General features: G+C 72.3%; 16 protein-coding genes, 1 tRNA gene and 1 pseudogene. 10 read left to right on the top strand and 8 right to left on the bottom strand.

From position 1 onward, the window contains the following. Window positions 1-69: 69 nt before the first annotated feature. On the bottom strand, window positions 70-1,494 hold the full coding sequence (gene glnA / locus ACFXGA_RS33070) for a type I glutamate--ammonia ligase (protein WP_378094814.1): 1,425 nt from the start codon (window positions 1,492-1,494) through the stop codon (window positions 70-72). A 194-nt stretch (window positions 1,495-1,688) separates the two neighbouring features. On the opposite strand from glnA, the gene ACFXGA_RS33075 reads away from it, so the two are divergent. Then, a complete protein-coding gene (locus ACFXGA_RS33075; protein ID WP_378094816.1) occupies window positions 1,689-2,162 on the top strand; it encodes an RDD family protein in 474 nt (157 codons plus the stop codon). Window positions 2,163-2,252: 90 nt separating this feature from the next. On the opposite strand, the gene ACFXGA_RS33080 is transcribed toward ACFXGA_RS33075, so the two are convergent. Then, window positions 2,253-2,993, bottom strand: a complete 741-nt coding sequence (locus ACFXGA_RS33080) for a DUF4191 domain-containing protein (protein ID WP_378094817.1) — start codon at window positions 2,991-2,993, stop codon at window positions 2,253-2,255. A 63-nt stretch (window positions 2,994-3,056) separates the two neighbouring features. Between ACFXGA_RS33080 and ACFXGA_RS33085 the strand changes: the two genes are divergently transcribed. The 5 genes and pseudogenes from ACFXGA_RS33085 to ACFXGA_RS33105 form a co-directional block, all read left to right on the top strand. Continuing rightward, complete coding sequence (locus ACFXGA_RS33085; RefSeq protein ID WP_378094819.1) at window positions 3,057-5,120, top strand: ATP-dependent DNA helicase UvrD2; 2,064 nt, start codon at window positions 3,057-3,059, stop codon at window positions 5,118-5,120. A 959-nt stretch (window positions 5,121-6,079) separates the two neighbouring features. Next, window positions 6,080-6,478, top strand: coding sequence for a WhiB family transcriptional regulator (locus ACFXGA_RS33090; RefSeq protein ID WP_378094820.1), 399 nt, complete (start codon window positions 6,080-6,082; stop codon window positions 6,476-6,478). 815 nt (window positions 6,479-7,293) lie between these two features. Next, a complete protein-coding gene (locus ACFXGA_RS33095; RefSeq protein WP_378094822.1) occupies window positions 7,294-8,145 on the top strand; it encodes a class I SAM-dependent methyltransferase in 852 nt (283 codons plus the stop codon). A 38-nt stretch (window positions 8,146-8,183) separates the two neighbouring features. Next, complete coding sequence (locus tag ACFXGA_RS33100) at window positions 8,184-8,321, top strand: hypothetical protein (RefSeq protein WP_378094824.1); 138 nt, start codon at window positions 8,184-8,186, stop codon at window positions 8,319-8,321. A 135-nt stretch (window positions 8,322-8,456) separates the two neighbouring features. Next, a pseudogene (locus ACFXGA_RS33105) lies at window positions 8,457-8,735 on the top strand (RNA helicase); the annotation flags it as partial. 450 nt (window positions 8,736-9,185) lie between these two features. Here ACFXGA_RS33105 and ACFXGA_RS33110 read toward each other — a convergent pair. From ACFXGA_RS33110 to ACFXGA_RS33125, 4 genes are all read right to left on the bottom strand, one after another. Continuing rightward, on the bottom strand, window positions 9,186-9,740 hold the full coding sequence (locus ACFXGA_RS33110; protein WP_378094826.1) for a hypothetical protein: 555 nt from the start codon (window positions 9,738-9,740) through the stop codon (window positions 9,186-9,188). 81 nt (window positions 9,741-9,821) lie between these two features. Continuing rightward, window positions 9,822-11,132 (bottom strand): ABC1 kinase family protein, encoded by a 1,311-nt coding sequence (locus ACFXGA_RS33115; protein ID WP_378094827.1) that lies wholly within the window; start codon window positions 11,130-11,132, stop codon window positions 9,822-9,824. A gap of 86 nt (window positions 11,133-11,218) precedes the next feature. Then, entirely contained in the window at window positions 11,219-12,229 is a 1,011-nt protein-coding gene (locus ACFXGA_RS33120) for a ThiF family adenylyltransferase (RefSeq protein ID WP_378094829.1), read from the bottom strand. 129 nt (window positions 12,230-12,358) lie between these two features. Next, window positions 12,359-12,514, bottom strand: a complete 156-nt coding sequence (locus tag ACFXGA_RS33125) for a DUF5679 domain-containing protein (protein WP_015098458.1) — start codon at window positions 12,512-12,514, stop codon at window positions 12,359-12,361. Between the two features lie 203 nt (window positions 12,515-12,717). Between ACFXGA_RS33125 and ACFXGA_RS33130 the strand changes: the two genes are divergently transcribed. Next, the gene (locus tag ACFXGA_RS33130; protein ID WP_378094831.1) at window positions 12,718-13,245 is read left to right on the top strand and encodes a M48 family metallopeptidase; all 528 of its coding nucleotides are present in this window, start codon (window positions 12,718-12,720) and stop codon (window positions 13,243-13,245) included. 15 nt (window positions 13,246-13,260) lie between these two features. On the opposite strand, the gene ACFXGA_RS33135 is transcribed toward ACFXGA_RS33130, so the two are convergent. Then, window positions 13,261-14,583: a zinc-dependent metalloprotease gene (locus tag ACFXGA_RS33135; protein ID WP_378094833.1), complete on the bottom strand. Its 1,323-nt coding sequence runs from the start codon at window positions 14,581-14,583 to the stop codon at window positions 13,261-13,263. Between the two features lie 81 nt (window positions 14,584-14,664). Here ACFXGA_RS33135 and ACFXGA_RS33140 point away from each other — a divergent pair, with 81 nt between their 5' ends. Next, window positions 14,665-15,750 carry a PDZ domain-containing protein gene (locus tag ACFXGA_RS33140; RefSeq protein ID WP_378094835.1) on the top strand — a complete coding sequence of 362 codons (1,086 nt, stop codon included), beginning with the start codon at window positions 14,665-14,667 and terminating at the stop codon, window positions 15,748-15,750. On the opposite strand, the gene ACFXGA_RS33145 is transcribed toward ACFXGA_RS33140, so the two are convergent. Then, a complete protein-coding gene (locus tag ACFXGA_RS33145) occupies window positions 15,747-16,289 on the bottom strand; it encodes a PPA1309 family protein (protein ID WP_378094837.1) in 543 nt (180 codons plus the stop codon). The two genes, ACFXGA_RS33140 and ACFXGA_RS33145, sit on opposite strands and share 4 nt — an antisense overlap. Before the next feature lie 130 nt (window positions 16,290-16,419). Between ACFXGA_RS33145 and ACFXGA_RS33150 the strand changes: the two genes are divergently transcribed. Then, window positions 16,420-19,407 carry a UPF0182 family protein gene (locus ACFXGA_RS33150; protein ID WP_378094839.1) on the top strand — a complete coding sequence of 996 codons (2,988 nt, stop codon included), beginning with the start codon at window positions 16,420-16,422 and terminating at the stop codon, window positions 19,405-19,407. A gap of 94 nt (window positions 19,408-19,501) precedes the next feature. Continuing rightward, window positions 19,502-19,578, top strand: a tRNA-Met gene (locus ACFXGA_RS33155). Window positions 19,579-19,681 lie beyond the last annotated feature (103 nt).

The raw sequence follows: 19,681 nt of genomic DNA on the forward strand, positions 1-19,681 counted from the left end.
GACTGTGGCAGTCACCCGGCCCTCGGCCTGTGGAGGCTCGGTGGGGCTCCGCCGGGAGCCCCGCGCCGATCACACGTCGTAGTACAGCGCGAACTCGTAGGGGTTCGGGCGCAGGCGCAGCGGGTCGATTTCCTGCTCACGCTTGAACGAGATCCAGGTGTCGATGACGTCCGGCGTGAAGACGCCGCCCTCCAGCAGGAACTCGTGGTCCGCCTCGAGGTTGTCCAGCACCGCGTCCAGGGACGCCGGCACCTGCTTGACGTCGCGGGCCTCCTCGGGCGGCAGCTCGTAGAGGTCCTTGTCGATCGGGGCCGGCGGCTCGATCTTGTTCTTCACGCCGTCCAGGCCGGCCATCACCATGGCTGAGAACGCCAGGTACGGGTTGCCCGACGAGTCGGGGCAGCGGAACTCGATGCGCTTGGCCTTCGGGTTGTTGCCGGTGATCGGGATGCGCACGCACGCCGAGCGGTTGCGCTGGGAGTAGACCAGCGACACCGGGGCCTCGTAGCCCGGCACGAGGCGGTGGTAGGAGTTCACCGTCGGGTTGGTGAACGCCAGCAGCGACGGCGCGTGGTGCAGGATGCCGCCGATGTAGTGGCGCGCCGTGTCCGACAGGCCCGCGTAGCCGGACTCGTCGTGGAACAGCGGCTGGCCGTCCTTCCACAGCGACTGGTGGGTGTGCATGCCCGAGCCGTTGTCGCCGAACAGCGGCTTCGGCATGAAGGTCACGGTCTTGCCGGCCTGCCACGCGGTGTTCTTGATGATGTACTTGAACAGCATCAGGTCGTCCGCGGCGTGCAGCAGCGTGTTGAACTTGTAGTTGATCTCGGCCTGGCCGCCGGTGCCCACCTCGTGGTGCGCGCGCTCGACCGTGAAGCCGTTGGCCTCCATGTTGAGGACCATCTTGTCGCGCAGGTCGGCGTAGTGGTCGGTCGGCGTGACGGGGAAGTAGCCGCCCTTGTACTTGACCTTGTAGCCGCGGTTGCCGCCCTCTTCCTCGCGGCCGGTGTTCCACCAGCCGGAGATCGCGTCGATCTCGTGGAAGGAGGCGTTCGCGGTGGTGTCGAAGCGCACGGAGTCGAAGATGTAGAACTCCGCCTCGGCGCCGAAGTACGCGGTGTCCGCGATGCCCGACTCGGTGATGTACTGCTCGGCCTTGCGCGCGATGTTGCGCGGGTCGCGGCTGTACGCCTCACGCGTGAACGGGTCGTGCACGAAGAAGTTGACGATCAGCGTCTTCTCGATCCGGAACGGGTCGAGGCGCGCGGTGTAGAGGTCGGGCAGCAGCAGCATGTCCGACTCGTGGATCGACTGGAAACCCCGGACCGAGGAGCCGTCGAACGCGAGGCCCTCGGCGATCGCGTCGGCGTCGAACGCGGAGGCGGGGAGCGTGAAGTGCTGCATCACGCCGGGCAGGTCGCTGAAGCGGACGTCGATGAACTTCACGCCCTCGTCGGAGATGAACTTCAGGACCTCGTCGGGATTCTTGAACACCCTCGTCGACTCCTCTGCTGCGGTGGGGGCGTGGTTGTACGCCGCTGCGTGGTGCGGCCTGCCATCGTGGCGAAACTAAGACCGCGGTGTTGCCCAGCCATCACCCGCGTGTTTCGCCAGTGTTAACGGGCGGCTCAGGTAGGGCAACCCGACCGCCGCTCCTCACCCGCTGAGCACGGCCTTACTCTGGTGGGGTGAGCAAGTGGACCGGTTCGTGGCTGTCAGGACCCCGCTCGGCGCTGGAGCCCGGCGCCGACTCCGGCGACGGTACCGGTCAGCGGTGGCGGGGTGAACGCCTCGGCCTGCCCCGGTCCGGTCCCGGCTCGGTCGCGTCCACGGGCCGCCGCGCGATCGCCATCCTGGTGGACTTCGCCCTCTCCGGCGGCGTGGCGGGCCTGTTCACCATGCCCGAGCTGCCGCGGAACTGGAGCCTGCTCGCCTGGTTCGCCATCACCGTCATCGCGGTCGGCTTCTTCGGCTTCACCCCTGGTCACGCGCTGTTCGGCCTGCGGGTCGCCCGGCTGGACGGCGCGGGCACGGTCGGTCTGCCGCGCGCCGCGCTGCGCACGGCGCTGATCTTCCCCATCATCCCGGCCGTGGTGTGGGACGCCGACGGCAGGGGCCTGCACGACAAGGCGGCGGGCACGGTGGTCATCCGGGTCCGCTGACCGCGACCGGCGGCCCACCGGCGCGCACAACTGCGGCAGGCCCGCCCCGGACGTGCGCCGGAACGGGCCTGAACTGCGGAGACGTTCGCGTCAGCGGCGACGCATGGCGCGCTGCACGTTGCGCATCTTGGCACCCTGGGGCATCGGGCCCTTCGGCAGCGCCGCGCCCCGGCTGGCGAGCGCGGCCAGGCGGTTGTCGATCGTGTCGACCTGAGCGGTCGAGATGTTGCGGGGCAGCTTCATGAGGTGGCTCTGGAGCTTGCGCAGCGGCACCTGGCCCTCCTCGCCGCCCACGATGACGTCGTAGATCGGCGTCTCGCCGATGACCCGCGCCACCCGCTTCTTCTCCTGCGCGAGCAGGTTCTTCACCCGGTGCGGCGCGCCCTCGGCGACCAGCACGACACCGGGCCTGCCGAGCACCCGGTGCACCATGTCGCCGCTCGTCGTGCCCGCCACCGTCTTGGTGACCCGCCACTTGCCGCGCAGGTTGTCCAGCGCCCACGCCGCCGCGCCGGGCTGGCCGTCGGCCTTCGCGTAGACGGTGCGCTGCACCCGGCGGCCGAACACGATGACCGCGAGCAACGCGCCCACCGCGATGCCCATGGGCAGCAGCACCCACTGCATGTCCCAGATGAGGCCGATCAGGAACGCCGCGGCCGTCGCGCCCAGCAGGCACGCCAACATCAGCGGCACGAGCGCCTTGTCCTCGCGGCGCTGCATCTTGAACGCCTCGAAGATCTGGCTGCGCTTCGCCTTCGATGCCGCGCGCCGCGCCTTCGCCGCTTCCTTGGAGGCCGCCTTGGCAGCCGCCTTGTCCTGCTTACCAGCCATACCGACCAGGATACGGCGCGCCGTGTCGCCCCATGACGGGAGTACGTGCTGTGCTCTGCGAGGATGCAGCGCATGGACCGGCTGCTGGAGGGACTGGACCCGGAACAGCGTGCCGCCGTGGAGGCTCCGCGCGGCCCGGTGTGCGTGCTCGCGGGCGCCGGCACCGGCAAGACCCGCACCATCACGCACCGCATCGCCCACCTGGTCCAACGCGGGCACGTCTCCGCAGGTCAGGTCCTCGCCGTCACGTTCACCGCGCGGGCCGCGGGCGAGATGCGGACCCGGCTGCGGGCGCTGGGCGTGCACGGCGCGCAGGCCCGCACCTTCCACGCCGCCGCGCTGCGCCAGCTCCGCTACTTCTGGCCGCGGGTCGTCGGCGGCGAGCAGTGGCAGCTCATCGACCGCAACAAGCTGCGGCTGGTCGCGCAGGCCGCGAACCGGGCCGGGCTGCCCACCGAGTCGGACTCGCTGCGCGACCTCGCGGGCGAGATCGAGTGGGCCAAGGCGTCGCTCGTCGCGCCGGACGACTACCCGAACGCCGCCGGCCGCACCAGCCGCGACACGCCCGCGCCCGCCGAGCAGGTCGCGCAGGTCTACCGGACCTACGAGGAGCTGAAGAACCAGGCCCAGCTCCTCGACTTCGACGACCTCCTGCTGCACACCGCGGCGGCGCTGGAGGAGCACGGCGACGTCGCCGAGGAGTTCCGCGACCGCTACCGCTGCTTCGTGGTGGACGAGTACCAGGACGTCACGCCGTTGCAGCAGCGCGTGCTGGACGCGTGGCTGGGCCCGCGCGACGACCTCACCGTGGTCGGGGACGCCAACCAGACCATCTACTCGTTCGCGGGCGCCTCGCCGCGGCCGCTGCTGGACTTCCCGCGCCGGTTCCCCGAGGCCGTCGTGGTGCGGCTGGAGCGGGACTACCGGTCGACGCCGCAGGTCGTCGCCCTGGCCAACGAGGTGATCAAGTGGGCGCGCGGCCGGCCGGCCGGGTCGCGGCTGCGGCTGATCGGCCAGCGCCCGGACGGGCCGAAGCCGACGTTCACCGAGTTCGACGACGAGTCGCTGGAGGCGGCGGCGGTCGCGCGGCGGGTGAAGGCGCTGCTGGACGACGGCGTGGCGGCCAGCGAGATCGCGATCCTGTACCGGGTCAACGCCCAGTCGGAGGTGTTCGAGCAGGCGTTGGCCGAGGTCGGCGTGCCCTACCAGGTGCGCGGTGGCGAGCGGTTCTTCCAGCGGGCCGAGGTGCGGCAGGCCATGGTGGCGCTGCGGTCGGCGGCGGCGCACGAGCCGACCGGCGAGCTGCCGAAGGTGGTGCGCGAGGTGCTGGCCGGCATCGGCCTGACCGACGAGCCGCCCGCCGGCGGGACGGCCCGGGAGAAGTGGGAGTCGCTGCTCGCCCTGGTCGAGCTGGCCGAGGAGCTGGTCGGCGCGGTGGAGGGGGCGGACCTGCCGAAGTTCGTCGCCGAGCTGGAGTTGCGGGCCGAGGCGCAGCACCCGCCGACCGTGGAGGGCGTGACGCTCGCGTCCCTGCACGCGGCGAAGGGCCTGGAGTGGGACGCGGTGTTCCTGGTCGGCCTGGTCGAGGGCACGTTGCCGATCCAGCACGCCGACGGTGACGACGCGGCGGTCGAGGAGGAGCGCCGGCTGCTCTACGTGGGCGTGACGCGCGCCCGGGAGCACCTGTGGCTGTCGTGGGCGTTGGCTCGGGCCGCCGGCGGGCGGCGGTACCGGCGGCGCAGCCGGTTCCTGTACGGGTTGGTGCCCGAGGACCACCCGGCGTCGCGCACGGCCAAGCGCGAGCCGCTGCAGAAGCGGCCGAAGCCGCTGTGCCGGGTGTGCGGGTCGGCGCTGGTGGACGCGCGGGCGATCAAGCTCAGCCGGTGCGCCTCGTGCCCGTCCGACCTGGACGAGGAGCTGCTGACCAGGCTGCGGGCGTGGCGGGCGGACCGGGCGCGCGAGCTGAAGGTGCCCGCTTACGTGGTGTTCACCGACGCGACGCTGGTCGCGATCGCCGAGCAGCGGCCGGAGGACGTCGCCGGGCTCGTGTCGATCTCGGGCATCGGCGCGGCCAAGCTGGACCGCTACGGCGACGACGTGCTGGCGCTCGTGCGCGGCGGTCGCTGACCGCGCCCCTCCCGATCTGCGCCCTTCGCCCGGCCTCACGGTCCGCGCCCTCACGGTCCGCGCCTTTGAGGTTCGCGCCCCTCGGCCGCGGCGATCTCAAGCGCAGCCATCGCCGCGATGGGGGTGCCGGTCGTGGTCGCGCTCGTTGGCGGGCGCTCGTCGTCAGGCGCTCGTGAGCGGGCGTTGGTCGGCGGGCGTTCGTCGTCGGGAGGCCGCTTTCGCGGCGGTCGTTGTCGGGCGGTCGTTGTCGGGGGCTTGTTGGCGGGGGCGTGGTCGGCCTGTGCGCTGTCGGCCGTCGCTGTGGGGCGGTCGTCGGGGCGGCTGTGTGGCGGTCGCCCGGCGGCCGGTCGGCTGATCGTCGTCACGACCCGCCGTCGGGCGGCACCGTCCGTCCGAGTGGTCGCACGCTGGCGCTCTGTGCAGGGCAAACGCACGAGTTTCACTCAATCGACAGGTATTTGGAAAAACCTGTTGCACGCGTCGTGCGCGGGGTCATAACCTGCTGAGGCCGGGCGCGGGAGCGCCCGCTGGGGATCAAGAGTTGGCAGTCGAGTCTGAGGACACCCGAGGAGGTGACCGGTCGTGAACACTCCGATGTGCTTCGAGACGCCCGGTTACCTGATGACCGGGGTGCCTTCGGTCGCAGGCGCCACTCACGTCGCGGGGGAGAAGTCTGCCCGCGATCGCCACGCCCTCAAGCGGGGTGGCGAGCGAGTTCAGCTGATTCAGGTGCCGGCGCCGTACGCGCCGACCGTTGTCCCGACTCAGAACGTTGCGCCGTCCGCGCACGAGCGAAGTACCTGACCACCTCGTAGTCAGGCCCCTTAGCTCACGAAGGCCGCGGACCCGTAACCGGATCCGCGGCCTTCGTGCTGTCCGAACCCGTTTCACCGCACCACCGATCGAACACTGTTCGCACGTCAAACCCCATGCAAGACCCTGTGACAGGAGTCCACCTGATGTTGTCCGCGACCGTCCCCATAAGCGGGGCGTTGTCCACCGAGCCGGAGTTCGCCGGAGCGGGTGTCGCTTCCTTGATCGACACCGCGCCCGACGCCGGTTTGGAACTTCCTTGCCGCACCAACAACCCTGACCTGTGGTTCGCCGACGCGCCGGCGGAGCTGGAGGAGGCGAAGCGGTTCTGCGCCACCTGCCCGGTCATCGCCGAGTGCCTGGCCGGTGCGCTCGCCCGCCACGAGCCCTGGGGGGTCTGGGGTGGCGAGATCTTCGAGCGCGGCGCCGTGATCGCGCGCAAGCGTCCCCGTGGACGCCCGCGCAAGGACGCGGCACCCGTTGTTCCCGCGGCACCCGCCGCGACCACCGTCCGGGGGGCTGACGACCAGGAGGCCGCCGCGTGACCACGTACCGATCCACCGCAGACGAAGCCATGCTCATCCACGTCAACCCCCGGGGGAACCCCATGTTGCTCGAAGAAAATCTCGCCAGATCCCGAATGCATGACGCGGAGATATTCGCGCGACAGCATCGGCTGGCCCACCGGCTCGTCGTCGCCCGCAGGTGGCGTCGGCTCGCCGGTTGGGCCCAGCGCAGGGCCCAGCTGACGGCCGCCCGCGCGCTCTGATGCAGGCACCGGCCCGCTCCTCCGCCCCATGGCGGAGGGGCGGGCCTCGCCGTGCGCGGGGGAGCGGACGGCCGCGAGCCCCGTCCCCCGCGAGCCCCATCCCCTCGCCCCATCCCCGCGCCCCGGCCGGCGGGTTCCGCCGTGCGCGGAGGGGCGGACGGCCGCGAGCCCTCGTGTCCCGTCCACCGACCGGCGGGGCTCGCCGAGCTCCGGCCGGCGGGGCTCGCCGTGCGCGGTGGCGCGGCCCTCGCCGAGGTGACACGGCGGGCCTGTCGTGTGCGGACGGGCGATCCTCCCCGCAGCGACGAGCGCGTCTCGCCGCGAGCGGAGGCGCGTCGTGGCGGGCCTGCACTGTGCGAACGGGCGCGCCTCCCCGTGGTGACCGGGCGGGTCTCGTGACGGCGTGGAGGAGTGGGCCTCGGGGCCTGCTTCGGCGTGCGTGGCGTCGGCGGGCGGTGTGGTGGGCGCGGTCGTCGCGTCGGGTATTGGGTGGGAGCGGTCGGCCGGCGTGAGTACGGTGCCCGTGTGGCAGCTCACTCCCATCACCATGCCCACTCCCACACTCACGACGGGATCGACTGGTCGTCCCGGTTGAGCTTCCTGCGCCAGGCCGACGAGCTGGACGCCGAGGCACGGCGCGTGGTCGCGCGCAGACTCGTCCGCGAGCTGCCCGACCAGCCGACGGTGCTGGACGTCGGGTGCGGCGCGGGCGGGATGAGCGTGGCGCTGGTCGAGGCGCTGTCCGCTCGCGGCGGCGGCACCGTCGTGCTGGTCGACGCCACGCCCGAGCTGCTGGACGCCGCCACGACCGCCGCCCGGTCGGCCGCCAACTACGAAGCGGACACGACGACCGCGACCGTGCGCGTCCGGCCCGTGCTGGCCGACGTCGCCACCGAGCGACCGGTGGAGATCGTCGGGGCCGCGCAGTTGGTGTGGGCGTCGAACGTGGTGCATCACCTCCCTGATCAGCGTGCGGCGGTGGTGGGGTTGGTCGAGGCGGTCGCCTCGGGCGGGTGGCTGGCGCTCGCCGAGGGTGGGCTGAGCGGCAAGTTCCTGCCGTTCGACCTGGGGATCGGCGAACCGGGGTTGCAGGACCGGCTGGCCGCCGCGCGGGCGCAGTGGTTCGTGCGGATGCGGGAGAACACGGCGGGTTCCGTGCGCTTGGCGGGCGGCTGGAACCTCGCGCTCTCCGAGGCGGGGTTGGTGGACGTGACGGCGTTCAGCTACCTGGTCGACCACCCCGCGCCGCCCAAGCAGGCGGTGCGCGACTGGGCGGTGAACCAGTTGAGGTGGTACGAGGAGGTCGCCGGCGACCTGCTGCACCCGGCGGACCGGCGCACCGTCCGGCGGCTGCTCGATCCACAGGACTCCTCCTTCCTCGGGTTGCGCGACGACGTGTTCCTGTTGACGGCCAACACCGTGTACCTGGGGCGCAAGCCGTGACGCCCGCGTGCGCCCGTTGTGGTCGGACGAGGTCGTCGGTGACCGACCCGACCCAGCTCTTGGCCTGGGTGCGGGAGCGGGAGCGCGGGGTCGAGCAGTGGTTGTGCCACGTGTGCGCGCGGGCGCACGTGCGGGACATCGAGGGCAAGCTGCCGTCCGACTACTGGGCCGACTGAGGTCCGATCGGGCCGTTGCGGAGGACGACGGAGCCGCCGGCGGTCGGGTGGAGCTGTCGCCCAGGTCGGCCGGGTGGTCGGTGGCGTTCGCCGAGGCGGTTAGCGCGGGTGCGTGGCCGGCCGCACCCGACGTCGCCCCGGCAGGTCGACACCCGGTCCCCGAAGTCCCGGCGCGACTTGGCCGCGTCGCTGCGCGCCACTCGGCATCGTCGCGCCCGCCACCCGTCGGCGTCGGCCCAACGCCGACGACGACGCGGAACTGGCCACCCTGCGGCGGGCGTTGCGCGCACACCCGTGCCACGCCTGCGAGAAGCGCGAGGAGCACGCCCGCTGGGAGGCGAGCGCCACCACCGGCCGCTCGCCGAGACCGAGCAGGTGGAGCGCAAGGTCGCCGCCACCACCCACTCGCCGGCGGCATCCGATGTCGGGGGTGCGGGTCGATGCCGACGGCGACGTCGATCAACTGCCGCCTGCTCCGCTTCGCGGACGACCCGGCCTGCGCCCGACCGGTGACCGCGGTTGCGGCAGCGTCCACTGCGCGCCGCCCGGATCGGCCGGGCCGGCGGTGGCATTGGTGGGGGTGGGAGTAGCGCTCGCTGGTAGCGGTCGAGTCCCTGGTTGTCGTGCGTGGTGCGGTTGCCTCGGCAGGTGGAATGTGTGGGGCGTGGCGGTGGTCGTGCGCCGGGGTCGCCGGTGTTTGTTCGAGGCGCGCGTCGGTGCGGATGCCGAGCGGTTGCCGGCTGTGGTGAGGGTCGCTGGCTGTGGTGGGCCGGGACCTGGCGGGCGGGTAGGCGTGGTTCGAGGTGTTCGCTGAGGTGAGGCGCGGCCGGCGGGTGGGCGGTGGTGTGCGCTGGTCTGCGCTGGTCAGTGGAGCAGGGCGGTCAGGAGGGAGAGCGCGCGGCGGGGGGTGGCGGTGCCCCGTTGGCTGCCCGCGTCGAGTTCCGCGGCCAGGGCGGGGACGGTGCACAGGCCCGAGCGGATGGCGGTGGCCAGCAGGTGGTGTTGGCGCAGGGGGTCCTGTTCCTGGCGGGCGGCGTCCAGGGTGGCGCGGGCCGGTTCTGCCAGGGGCAGGCCGTGGCGGGACACGACCTGGGGTGGTCTCGTGGTGCGCTCCAGCAGCACGTGGTCGGTGCACGAGCGGCGGGTGGTGGACGGTTGGAGCAGGTGGATGCGGGGTGGCGGGGGCAGGTCGCGCAGGCCGTGGGCGTGCAGGGCGTCCACGCCGGTGACCACGGCCTCCGGGCCCGCGTAGGCCACGGCGGCACGCAGGCGTTCAGCCCTGGTCGGCGGGGCGGAGCCGAGCAGCAGCACGCCCGGCAGGAGGCGCTGCCACGGCCCGCCCGGGCGGCACTTGAGGTCGATGACGTAGCCGGGGACGCCGGCGGCCTTCAGGTCCTTGGTCTTGATCACGTGGGTCATGGGGTTGATCCTCCGGGGATCCGGGGGAGTGGGCCATGGCCGGTTCGGGATCTGTGGATAAGTGGATGGCCTGTGGACAACTCAGTCGTCGAAGCCCGGCTGCCACCGGGCGACGATAGCCCTGGCCTGCACGTTCGCGTCGAGCTGGCAGAGGATGCCCGTCGCGCCCAGCGTCACCCTGTGGATAAGTAGGTACTGCGGGGGCAGGTTCAGGGACCGCCCCGTCTGCGAGTCGGGGCTCCGGAGGTCGCCCACCCGCTCCGCCTGCTTCTGCAGCCACCGGCGGGTGAAGTGGAACGTCTCCGTCCGCAGCGGCTCCACGAACGGCGCCAGGTAGCTCAGCACGTCCTCCGCGTGCAGCTCGGTCCCCGGCCGGATGAACCGCTCCGACCGCAGCAGCTCGACCAGGTCCTCCGACCGGCCGTCCAGCGCCAGCCTGGTCATCAGCCCGAGCGTCTTGGGCAGCCCGTCGGGCAGCCGCGCGACCGCGCCGAAGTCCAGCACGCGCAACCGGCCGTCCGCGCCGAGCATGAAGTTGCCGGGGTGCGGGTCGGCGTGCAGCAGCCCCGACCGGCTCGGCGCGGAGAAGTGGAACTCCGACAGCAGCTGCCCGGCCAGGTCGCGCTCCTCGCGCCCACCCTCGCGGATGATCTCCGACAGCGGCGTGCCGCCGGTCCACTCCGTGACCATCACCTTCGGCGAGCTGGCCACCACCCGCGGCACGAGGACGCGGTCGTCGCCGTCGAACGCCTTGGCGAAGACCCGCTGGCTGGCCGCCTCCGTCCGGTAGTCCAGCTCCTCCAGGTACCGGTCCCGCAGCTCCTCCAGCAGCGGCTTGACCTCGGCCCCCGGCATGATCGCCTGCAACACCCGGCTGAACCGCAGCAACGTGGCCAGGTCGCTGCGCAACGCCTCGTCCGCGCCCGGGTACTGCACCTTCACCGCCACGTCGCGGCCGTCGTGCCACACCGCCCGGTGCACCTGCCCGATGCTCGCCGACGCGGCGGGCGCGTCGTCGAACGACGCGAACCGCTTCACCCACCCCGCGCCCAACTGCTCGGCCAGCACCCGGTGCACGGTGCGCGCCGGCATCGGCGGCGCGGCCGTCTGCAGCTTGGTCAGCGCCTCGCGGTACGGCTCGGCCAGCTCGTCCGGCACCGCCGCCTCGAACACGCTCAGCGCCTGCCCGAACTTCATGGCACCGCCCTTGAGCTGCCCGAGCACCGCGAACACCTGCTCCGCGGTCTTCGCCGACACCTCGGCGCTGACCTCCTCGGAGCTGCGGCCTGCCAGGCGCTTGCCCCAGCCGCCCACCACCCGGCCCGCCACCCCGAGCGGGAGGCTGGCCAGCTTGGCGGTGCGCTGCACGGCCTTGCGCGGGATCTCGCTCACCCGGTGATCCTCCTCCGGCCCGTCCCGGGGTGGCAGTGGTTCACCACCCCTGTCACAAAACCTACACAGCTCCGCCTGAGGGTCGGTCACGTCGCGGAACGGCACTCGCACCGCGGGTGGACCGGCGCGATCCGGTGCTCGACCACCCCGGCGAACGCGTCGACCTCCAGCGTCGCGTCCCAGGTCGGCGGCCTGGTCGCGGCCGGCTCCGCGCGGTCCAGGGCCAGCAGCGCCTGCCCGACGGCCACCCCGGCGGTCGCGGTGACCGTGGCCAGGTCGGCGTGCTGGGCGCGGTCCACGAGCTGCGCGGCGATCATCGGCCACGCCGGGTCCGCGTCGGCCTGGTGCCGGTCCGCGCACCTCAGGCAGCTGCTGCGCCCCGGCACGACCAGCGGGCCCACCACGCCCAGGCCCTCCCGGACCCGCACGGCCAGGTGCGGCGTGCCGTCCGAGACCAGCCGGTGCAGCAGCTCCGGGGCGGGCACCAGCGCGTCGGCCAGCACCACCAGGTCCGCGGCCCTCCCCACCGGCCGCACGTTCCCGCACACCCGCCGCACGGCGTCCAGCGCCGCCTCCGCGCGCGGCCGGCCGACGTCCGCCTCGACGTACCCGGACCCGGTGTCCTCCGGCCCCACGCGACCCCGCGCGATCACCCGAACGTGTGCCACCCCGGACGCCGCCAGGAGCGCCGCGACGGTCACCGCCAGCCGCCCCTCCCCGTGCACGACGACCGACCGAGCGGCGCGGTCGGCGGGCAGCCCGGTGGCGGGGCGGCCGGTGCGCAGCGCCCACCCGGTCGCCTCGGCGGCCAGCCGGGGGTGCGGCACGGGCACGGCCTCCTCGACCAGCCCGGCCTGGGCCAGGCCGTGCAGCACGCCGACGAACTCGGCCGGCTGGCGACCGTGACCGGAGAGCTGTTCGCGCAGGTCGGAGAGGGTGTGACGGCCGTTGAGGCCGAGCAGGACGGACGCCATCGGCTCGGGCACGTCCTCGACCAGCACGGCGTGCCGCGGGTCGGTGCCGATCTGCACCACGTCCTCCCGGCGGCGCAGCAGCGGCAGGCCGGGCAGGACCCTGGGGCGGTGGGGTAGCTGCACACCGGCAGCCTGCCGGGACCGGCCGGCGCGGCAAAACGCCTGTCCACAGGCCCGCCGGTTGTCCACAGAGGCCACGAAGGGCCTTGACGGGCGGCCGGGGACCGCGACGACCCGGCCACCCGTCGGCGATCAGACCTTCGCCTTGCCGAGGATGCGGGTCACCGTGGTTCCGCAGACCGGGCACTTGCCCTTGGCCATCCTGCGGTTGTTGCTCTCGTGCACCTCGCCCGTGAAGTCGCGCTTCTCACGGCACTTGACGCAGTAGCCGTTGTAGGTCTCGGCCACGGCTTCCTCCTCGCTTCGAGAGGGCGGCGCGATCTGCGCCACACTCGGGGGTTGCGCTGAACGCTACCTCCGGGATCGCGCCTCCGCTGCACGCCGCGTCGAGCGTGTCCAGCCGCCTTTCGGTGGAACCTGCTCGTCCGGTTCTCCACACACCGCCGCTTGGCCGCCGCGAATTGTCGGTCCGTGGCCTTACCGTGAACGCCATGCCCGAACCGCAGGTGGAGGTGCGGCGCAGCGCCCGGCGCCGTCGCATGGTGAGCGCGTACCGCGAGGGGGACACGGTCGTCGTCCTGCTGCCGGCTCGCATGAGCAAGAGCGAGGAGAAGCACTGGGTGGCGGAGATGCTGAGCCGCCTGCAGCGCAGCGAGACCCGCCGGCGCTCGCCCACGCGCACGTCCGACGCCGCGCTGCTGGCGCGCTGCGAGGAGCTGGCCGACCGCTACCTGGACGGCGTGCGGCCGAGCAGCGTGCGCTGGGTGCCGCCGATGCGCACGAGGTGGGCGTCGTGCACGCCCAGCGAGGGCACGATCCGGATCAGCGAGCGGCTGCGCGACGTGCCCCCGTGGGTGCTCGACTACGTGCTGGTGCACGAGCTGGCGCACCTGGAGGTGCCCGGCCACGGCAAGGACTTCTGGCTGCTCGTGCACCGGTACCCGAAGGCCGAGCGGGCCATCGGGTACCTGGAAGGGCTCTCGGCCGCCGCGGGCCTGGGCATCACCGAGGAGGACTGACGGGGGCCGGTCGGGTCACGCCCCGCCCTGCTCCCGACCGCCCTCCCCCTGGTCGTCCTGCTCGCGCAGGGTGCGCTCCAGCTCGGCGATCGGGTCCTCCAGCGCCTTGCGCGTCTGACCGAACCGCTCCGCGAACTCCATCGGGTCGTCCAGGTCCTCCGCCGTGGGCACCAGGTCGGGGTGGTCCCACACGCTGTCGCGCTGCTCGATGCCGTGCTGGTCGGTGAGCAGCTTCCACAGCGCCGCCGCCGAGCGGTGCCGGCGCGGCCGCAGCTCCAGGCCCACCAGCGTGGCGAACGTCTGCTCCGCCGGGCCGCCGGACGCACGCCGCCTGCGCAGCGTCTCCCGCAGCGCCTCCGCGCCGGGCAGCCGCTCGCCGACCGCCTCGTTCACCACCACGTCCACCCAGCCCTCGACCAGGGCCAACAGCGTCTCCAGGCGGGTCAGCGCGGCCTTCTGCTCGGGCGTGGTCTGGGGTTCGAGCATCCCGGACTTCATCGCCTCCTCGATGCTCGCCGGGTTCGCCGGGTCGATCTGGCCGGCGAGCTGCTCCAGCGCCGAGGTGTCCACGGTGATGCCGCGGGCGAACTCCTCCACCGTGTCCAGCAGCCGCTGCCGCAGCCACGGCACGTGGCTGAACAGCCGCTGGTGCGCCGCCTCGCGGGCGGCCAGGAACACCAGCACCTCGCTCGCGGGCCGCTCCAGGCCCTCGGTGAACTTCTCGATGTTCGCCGGCAGCAGCGCGGCCGTGCCCTCCGGCCCGAGCGGCAGCCCGACGTCCGTCGACGTGAGCACCTCCGCGCCGAGCTGCGCCAACGCGCCGCCCAGCTGCGAGCCGAACGCCATGCCGCCCATCTGCCCGAGCATCGACAGCAGCGGACCCGCGGCCTCCTTCGCCTCGGCCGGCATCGCGTCCACCCACGCGCCGGACACGCGCCGCGCCACCGGGTCGCACAACCGCTGCCACGTCGGCAGCGTGCGCTCCACCCAGTCCCGCGCGCTCCAGCCCTGCGCCGTGCGGCTGCCCGCGGGCAGCGCCGTCGCGGGGTCGAGCCACATCTCCGCCAGGTGCACGGCGTCGGCCACCGCGCTGTTCTGGTCCGGGCCGAAGCCGGTCGTCGTGCCGCCCTTGCCGGCGAGCTGCTGGAGCGCGATCTGCTTCGCCAGGTCGTAGTTGACCGGCCCGGACGACGTGCCCGCGTTGCTGAACATCGCACCGAGCTGGCTCAGCATCGCGCCGAGCTGGTTGAAGTCGAAGGGGTTCTCCCCTTGGTCTCCGGGTTTGCGGTCGCGGTCGTCGGGGTCCTGCGGGCTGAACCCGAAGGGCAGGTCACTCATGGGTCCACGGTACGCGGCACGGGAGCCGCGCGTGGGACCGGTTCGCCGGCGGCGTGACGCCGTGGTCGTACCCTGTCGGGCGTGACCGAAGGCACCGACACCGCCGTGGACCAGGCACCGACCCCACCGCCCGCGCCACGGCGCGGCCTGACCCGGCGGACCTGGACCCTGGTGTTCAGCCTCCTCGTCGTGCTGGCGCTCGGTCTGCTCGGCGGGTTCGCCCGCGTGCCCTACGTGGCGCTCGGACCGGGACCGACCTACGACACGTTGGGCCAGGTCAACGGCGGTGACGTGGTGTCGGTCGAAGGCCACGAGACGTTCCCGACCGGCGGTCGGCTCACCATGACCACCGTGTCGCTCACCGACGACGTGTCGCTGTTCGGCGCGCTCGGCCTGTGGCTGCGGGGCCGGTACGCGCTCGCGCCGCGCGAGGAGTTCTTCCGGCCCGGCGAGTCCGAGCAGCAGGTCCGCGACCAGAACGTGAAGGCGTTCCAGGACTCTCAGACCAGCGCCGAGGTCGCCGCGCTGCGCTACCTCGACTACCCGATGAAGGTCGTCGCCGCCGAGATCACCAACGGCAGCGCCGCGGACCAGGTGCTCAAGCCCGACGACCGGCTGCTGGAGGTGAACGGGAGGCAGATCGCCTCCGCCGACGACGTGCGGGCGGCGCTGGAGGGCACCAAGCCGGGGGACCGGGTCACGCTCACCTTCGAGCGCGGGTCGGACCGCAGGACCGCCACCGTGACCCTGGGCAGCACCGAGGGGCGCGAGAGCGGCTTCCTGGGCGTGCTGCCGCTGGACCGCGCGGACGTGCCGTTCGACATCAAGATCAGCCTGACCGACGTCGGCGGCCCGTCCGCCGGCCTGCTGTTCGCGCTGTCGATCGTCGACAAGCTCACGCCCGGCGAGCTGAACGGCGGCCAGTCGGTCGCGGGCACCGGCGAGATCAACGACAAGGGCGAGGTCGGCCGCATCGGCGGCATCGGGTTCAAGATGGTCGCCGCCCGCGAGGGCGGCGCCACCGTGTTCCTCGTGCCCGCCGGCAACTGCGACGAGGCCAAGCAGCACGCGCCGGAGGGCCTGCGCCTGGTCAAGGTGCAGAAGCTGGACGACGCGGTGCAGTCCCTGGAGTCGCTGAGCAAGGGCGGCGACGCGCCCTCCTGCTAGGGGCGCAGGGTCTCCAGCAGGGCCCGGGTCAGGTTCGGGGCCAGCTCGGGGTGCGCCACGACCTCCTCGGGCACCTCGACGTTGCCCCGCAGGCGCAGCACGCACGCGGCCGAGCCGTCCCGCAGCACCGCCGCCACCAACCGCGCCTCCCGGCGCTTCGGGTGCTCGGCGGCGAACTTGCGCGCCTGCTCGTCGTCCAGCTCCCGCTCGGTCAGCTGGGCCTCGGCGTCGGGCGGCAGCACGACGATCTCCTGCGCCAACGCGCACCCGTGCACGGCCTCGGGCCACACGATGCCGGCCAGCGCCCGGTCCAGCTCGTCGTCGGGCAGCGAGTCCTGGGCGATCGGCGTCAGCGGCGACGCCTCGGGGTCGAGCTGGCCTGCCAGCTCCGGCTGCTGCGCGAGCAGCTCCGACGTCGGGACCAGCGCGAACAGCTGGGTCGGCTGGTTCCACCCGCCGGTGGACACGAACTCCTCGACCTCGCGGGCGACGGCGGGCAGCACCACGGGCGGCGTTTCACGGTCGGACACGTCCGCCATGGTCGCACCCGCCGCGGCCGGCCCGACAATCAGATCACGGAAGGACCGACCGAACGGGGAACCTCCGGCGGCCTCCGTAGAGTTGGACAGAACGTACGAACGCCATTACCGCGATCCAGGAGCGTGCCCCGTGGCCACACGGCCCCCGGTCGGACTGCCCAGGCTGTCCCGTCGCAGCCGCATTCTGCTCATCGTCGGTGCGGTCGTCCTGGTCGGTCTGATCACCGGCTCCAGGCTGCTCGGCACCTACGTCAACTGGCTCTGGTTCGGTGAGGTCGGCTTCCGCAGCGTCTACGGCACGGTGCTCGCGACCCGCTTCGGGTTGTTCTTCGCCGTGGGCCTGCTGGTGGGCGGTCTCGTCGCGATCAACCTGATCCTCGCCTACCGCACCCGACCGGTCTTCGTGCCGGTGTCCGGGCCGGACGACCCGGTGGCCCGCTACCGCGCGGTCGTCACCCGGCGGATGAAGCTGTTCGGCATCGGCCTGCCGGTGCTCGTCGGCCTCGTCGCGGGCACCTCGGCGCAGAGCGACTGGCAGGTCGTCCAGCTGTTCTTCAACGCCACGTCGTTCGGCGTGACCGACCCCGAGTTCGGCAACGACATCGGCTTCTACGCCTTCGAGCTGCCGTTCTACACCTGGGTCCTGTCGTGGCTGTTCATCGCCACGGCGGTCGCGTTCGTGGCCGCCGTGGTGGCGCACTACCTGTTCGGCGGCATCCGCCTCGCGGGCCGCGGCGGCCAGCTCTCCGGCCCGGCGCGCGCGCACCTGGCGATCGTCGCCGGCGTGTTCATCCTGCTCAAGGCGGTCGCGTACTTCTTCGACCGGTACACGCTGCTGTTCTCCGACAACAGCAAGTTCGACGGCGCGAGCTACACCGACCTGAACGCGGTGCTGCCCGCCAAGCTGATCCTGCTGTTCATCGCGGTCTTCTGCGCGATCGCGTTCTTCGCGGGCGCGGTGCTGCGCAACCTCCAGCTCCCGGCGATCGCGACGGTGCTGCTGGTGCTGTCCTCCATCCTGGTCGGCGCGGCCTGGCCCGCGGTGCTGGAGCAGTTCTCGGTGCGCCCGAACGCCATCGAGAAGGAGGCCGTGCCCATCGAGCGCAACATCGCCGCCACCCGCCAGGCGTTCGGCCTGACCGAGGACAAGGTCGAGAGCAAGTCGTACGCGGGCAAGCAGAACGTCTCGCTGGACGAGCTGAAGAACGACCAGGCGACGGTCGGCAACGTGCGGCTGCTCGACCCGGCCGTCATCTCCAAGACGTTCACCCAGTTCCAGCAGCTCCGGCCGTTCTACGCGTTCCCGGAGAAGCTGGACGTCGACCGGTACAAGAAGGGCGACGAGCTCCAAGACTACATCGTCGCGGTCCGCGAGCTGAACACCGCGGGCATCCCGCAGGGCCAGCGCGACTGGATCAACCAGCACCTCATCTACACCCACGGCAACGGCATGGTGTTCGCCGAGGCCAGCAAGGTGAACTCGCCCGCGGACGAGGGCGGCAACGGCGGCTACCCGGTGTTCGAGGTGGCGCAGGTCGGCCAGGACGGCAAGGTCCAACCCGGCCCGTTCGGCGTGCAGCAGCCGCGGACCTACTTCGGCGAGCTGGGCAGCCGCGCCGACTACGCCATCGTCGGCGGCCGGGACGAGGGCGCGCCCGGCGAGTACGACACCGACGGCTCGTCGTACACCTACACCGGCAAGGGCGGCGTCCGCATCGGCGGCCTGTTCAACAAGATGGTCTTCGCCGCCGCCTACGGCGAGCGGAACATCCTGTTCAACTCGGCCATCGGCGACGACTCGCGGATCATCTTCAACCGCCACCCGCGCGACCGCGTGGAGGCCGTGGCGCCGTGGCTGACCGTGGACGGCGACCCGTACCCGGCGGTGGTGGACGGCCGCATCACGTGGATCGTGGACGGCTACACCACGCTCGAGAAGTACCCGTACGCGCGCCGCACGGCCCTGGGCGACGCCACGAACGACTCGCTGCCGGGCGTCGCGCAGCAGCCGAACCGGGAGATCAGCTACATCCGCAACTCCGTCAAGGCCACTGTGGACGCCTACGACGGCACGGTGACGCTGTACGAGATGGACGCGAAGGACCCGGTGCTCAAGGCGTGGATGGGCGTCTTCCCGGGGACGGTGAAGCCCAACAGCGAGATGTCGCAGTCGCTGAGGGAGCACCTGCGCTACCCCGAGGACCTGTTCAAGGTGCAGCGGGAGATGCTGTCGGAGTACCACGTGGACAACCCGCGGGACTTCTACTCCGGCGTCTCGTTCTGGGACGTGCCGTCCGACCCGACCATCGACAACGCGACGACGGTCGAGGCGCAGCAGCAGGGCGTGCAGCAGCAGCGGGACCGGCAGCCGCCGTTCTACGTGCTGGCGGGCGACCCGACCGGCGACCCGAACGCGGTCAGCTTCCAGCTGACGAGCGCGCTGGTGCGGCTGAACCGCGAGTTCATGGCGTCGTACGTGACCGTGCGGTCGGACCCGGACAACTACGGCAAGATCAGCGTGCTGACGCTGAACAACGAGGCCAAGGGTCCGCAGCAGATCCAGACCACCTTCCTCACCAACGGCGACGTCAGCGGCGAGCTGAACCTGCTCACGCAGCGCCAGACGAAGGTCGTCTACGGCAACCTGCTCACCCTCCCGGTGGGCGGCGGCCTGCTCTACGTGGAGCCCATCTACATCGAACGGGCGAGCCAGAACACCCAGTTCCCGCAGCTCTACAAGGTGCTGGTGAGCTTCGGCGACAAGGTGGGCTACGCGCCCACGCTGAGCGAGGCGATGGAGCAGGTGCTGACCGGCTCGTCGTCCCAGGTGCCGACGCCGGACAACAACGGCCAGACGCCGACCACCCCGCCGTCCACGACGCCCACCACGCCTCCGGGTGACGGGCAGCAGGGCGGCACCACGGAGCTGCAGCAGGCCGTGCGGGACATCCAGGCGGCCATCGACCGCGTCCAGGCCGCCCAGGCGAGCGGCGACTTCGCCGAGCTGGGCAACGCCTACAAGGCGCTGGACGAGGCGACCAAGCGGTTCGAATCGGTCGGCGCGGCGGCCACGCAGTCGCCGTCGTCGGTCCAGCCGTCGCCGACGCCGACGGGCTGACCTGCGCGGACGGGCGGATCGGGTGGCCTCGGACACGTTCCGGGCCACCCGATTTGCGTTCCGGTTAACCCAGGGCGTACTGTTATCCACACAGCGCGGGGTGGAGCAGCTCGGTAGCTCGCTGGGCTCATAACCCAGAGGTCGCAGGTTCAAATCCTGTCCCCGCTACCACGCCGAATGGCCCCCGGAGTTCCGACTCCGGGGGCCTTTCGCCTGTCGCCGGAGCTCACGTCATGTTCTCGGCCCAGTACTGGGCGCAGGTGAGCGAGCAGAC

Source organism: Actinosynnema sp. NPDC059335, from assembly GCF_042752395.1.
GTDB lineage: Bacteria > Actinomycetota > Actinomycetes > Mycobacteriales > Pseudonocardiaceae > Actinosynnema.

Coding starts and splice junctions, on each gene's coding strand:
- ACFXGA_RS33080 (WP_378094817.1), bottom strand. CDS start 2,993: ATGGCTGGTAAGCAGGACAAGGCGGCTGCCAAGGCGGCCTCCAAGGAA.
- ACFXGA_RS33085 (WP_378094819.1), top strand. CDS start 3,057: ATGCAGCGCATGGACCGGCTGCTGGAGGGACTGGACCCGGAACAGCGT.
- ACFXGA_RS33090 (WP_378094820.1), top strand. CDS start 6,080: ATGTTGTCCGCGACCGTCCCCATAAGCGGGGCGTTGTCCACCGAGCCG.
- ACFXGA_RS33110 (WP_378094826.1), bottom strand. CDS start 9,740: ATGACCCACGTGATCAAGACCAAGGACCTGAAGGCCGCCGGCGTCCCC.
- ACFXGA_RS33130 (WP_378094831.1), top strand. CDS start 12,718: ATGCCCGAACCGCAGGTGGAGGTGCGGCGCAGCGCCCGGCGCCGTCGC.
- ACFXGA_RS33135 (WP_378094833.1), bottom strand. CDS start 14,583: ATGAGTGACCTGCCCTTCGGGTTCAGCCCGCAGGACCCCGACGACCGC.
- ACFXGA_RS33145 (WP_378094837.1), bottom strand. CDS start 16,289: ATGGCGGACGTGTCCGACCGTGAAACGCCGCCCGTGGTGCTGCCCGCC.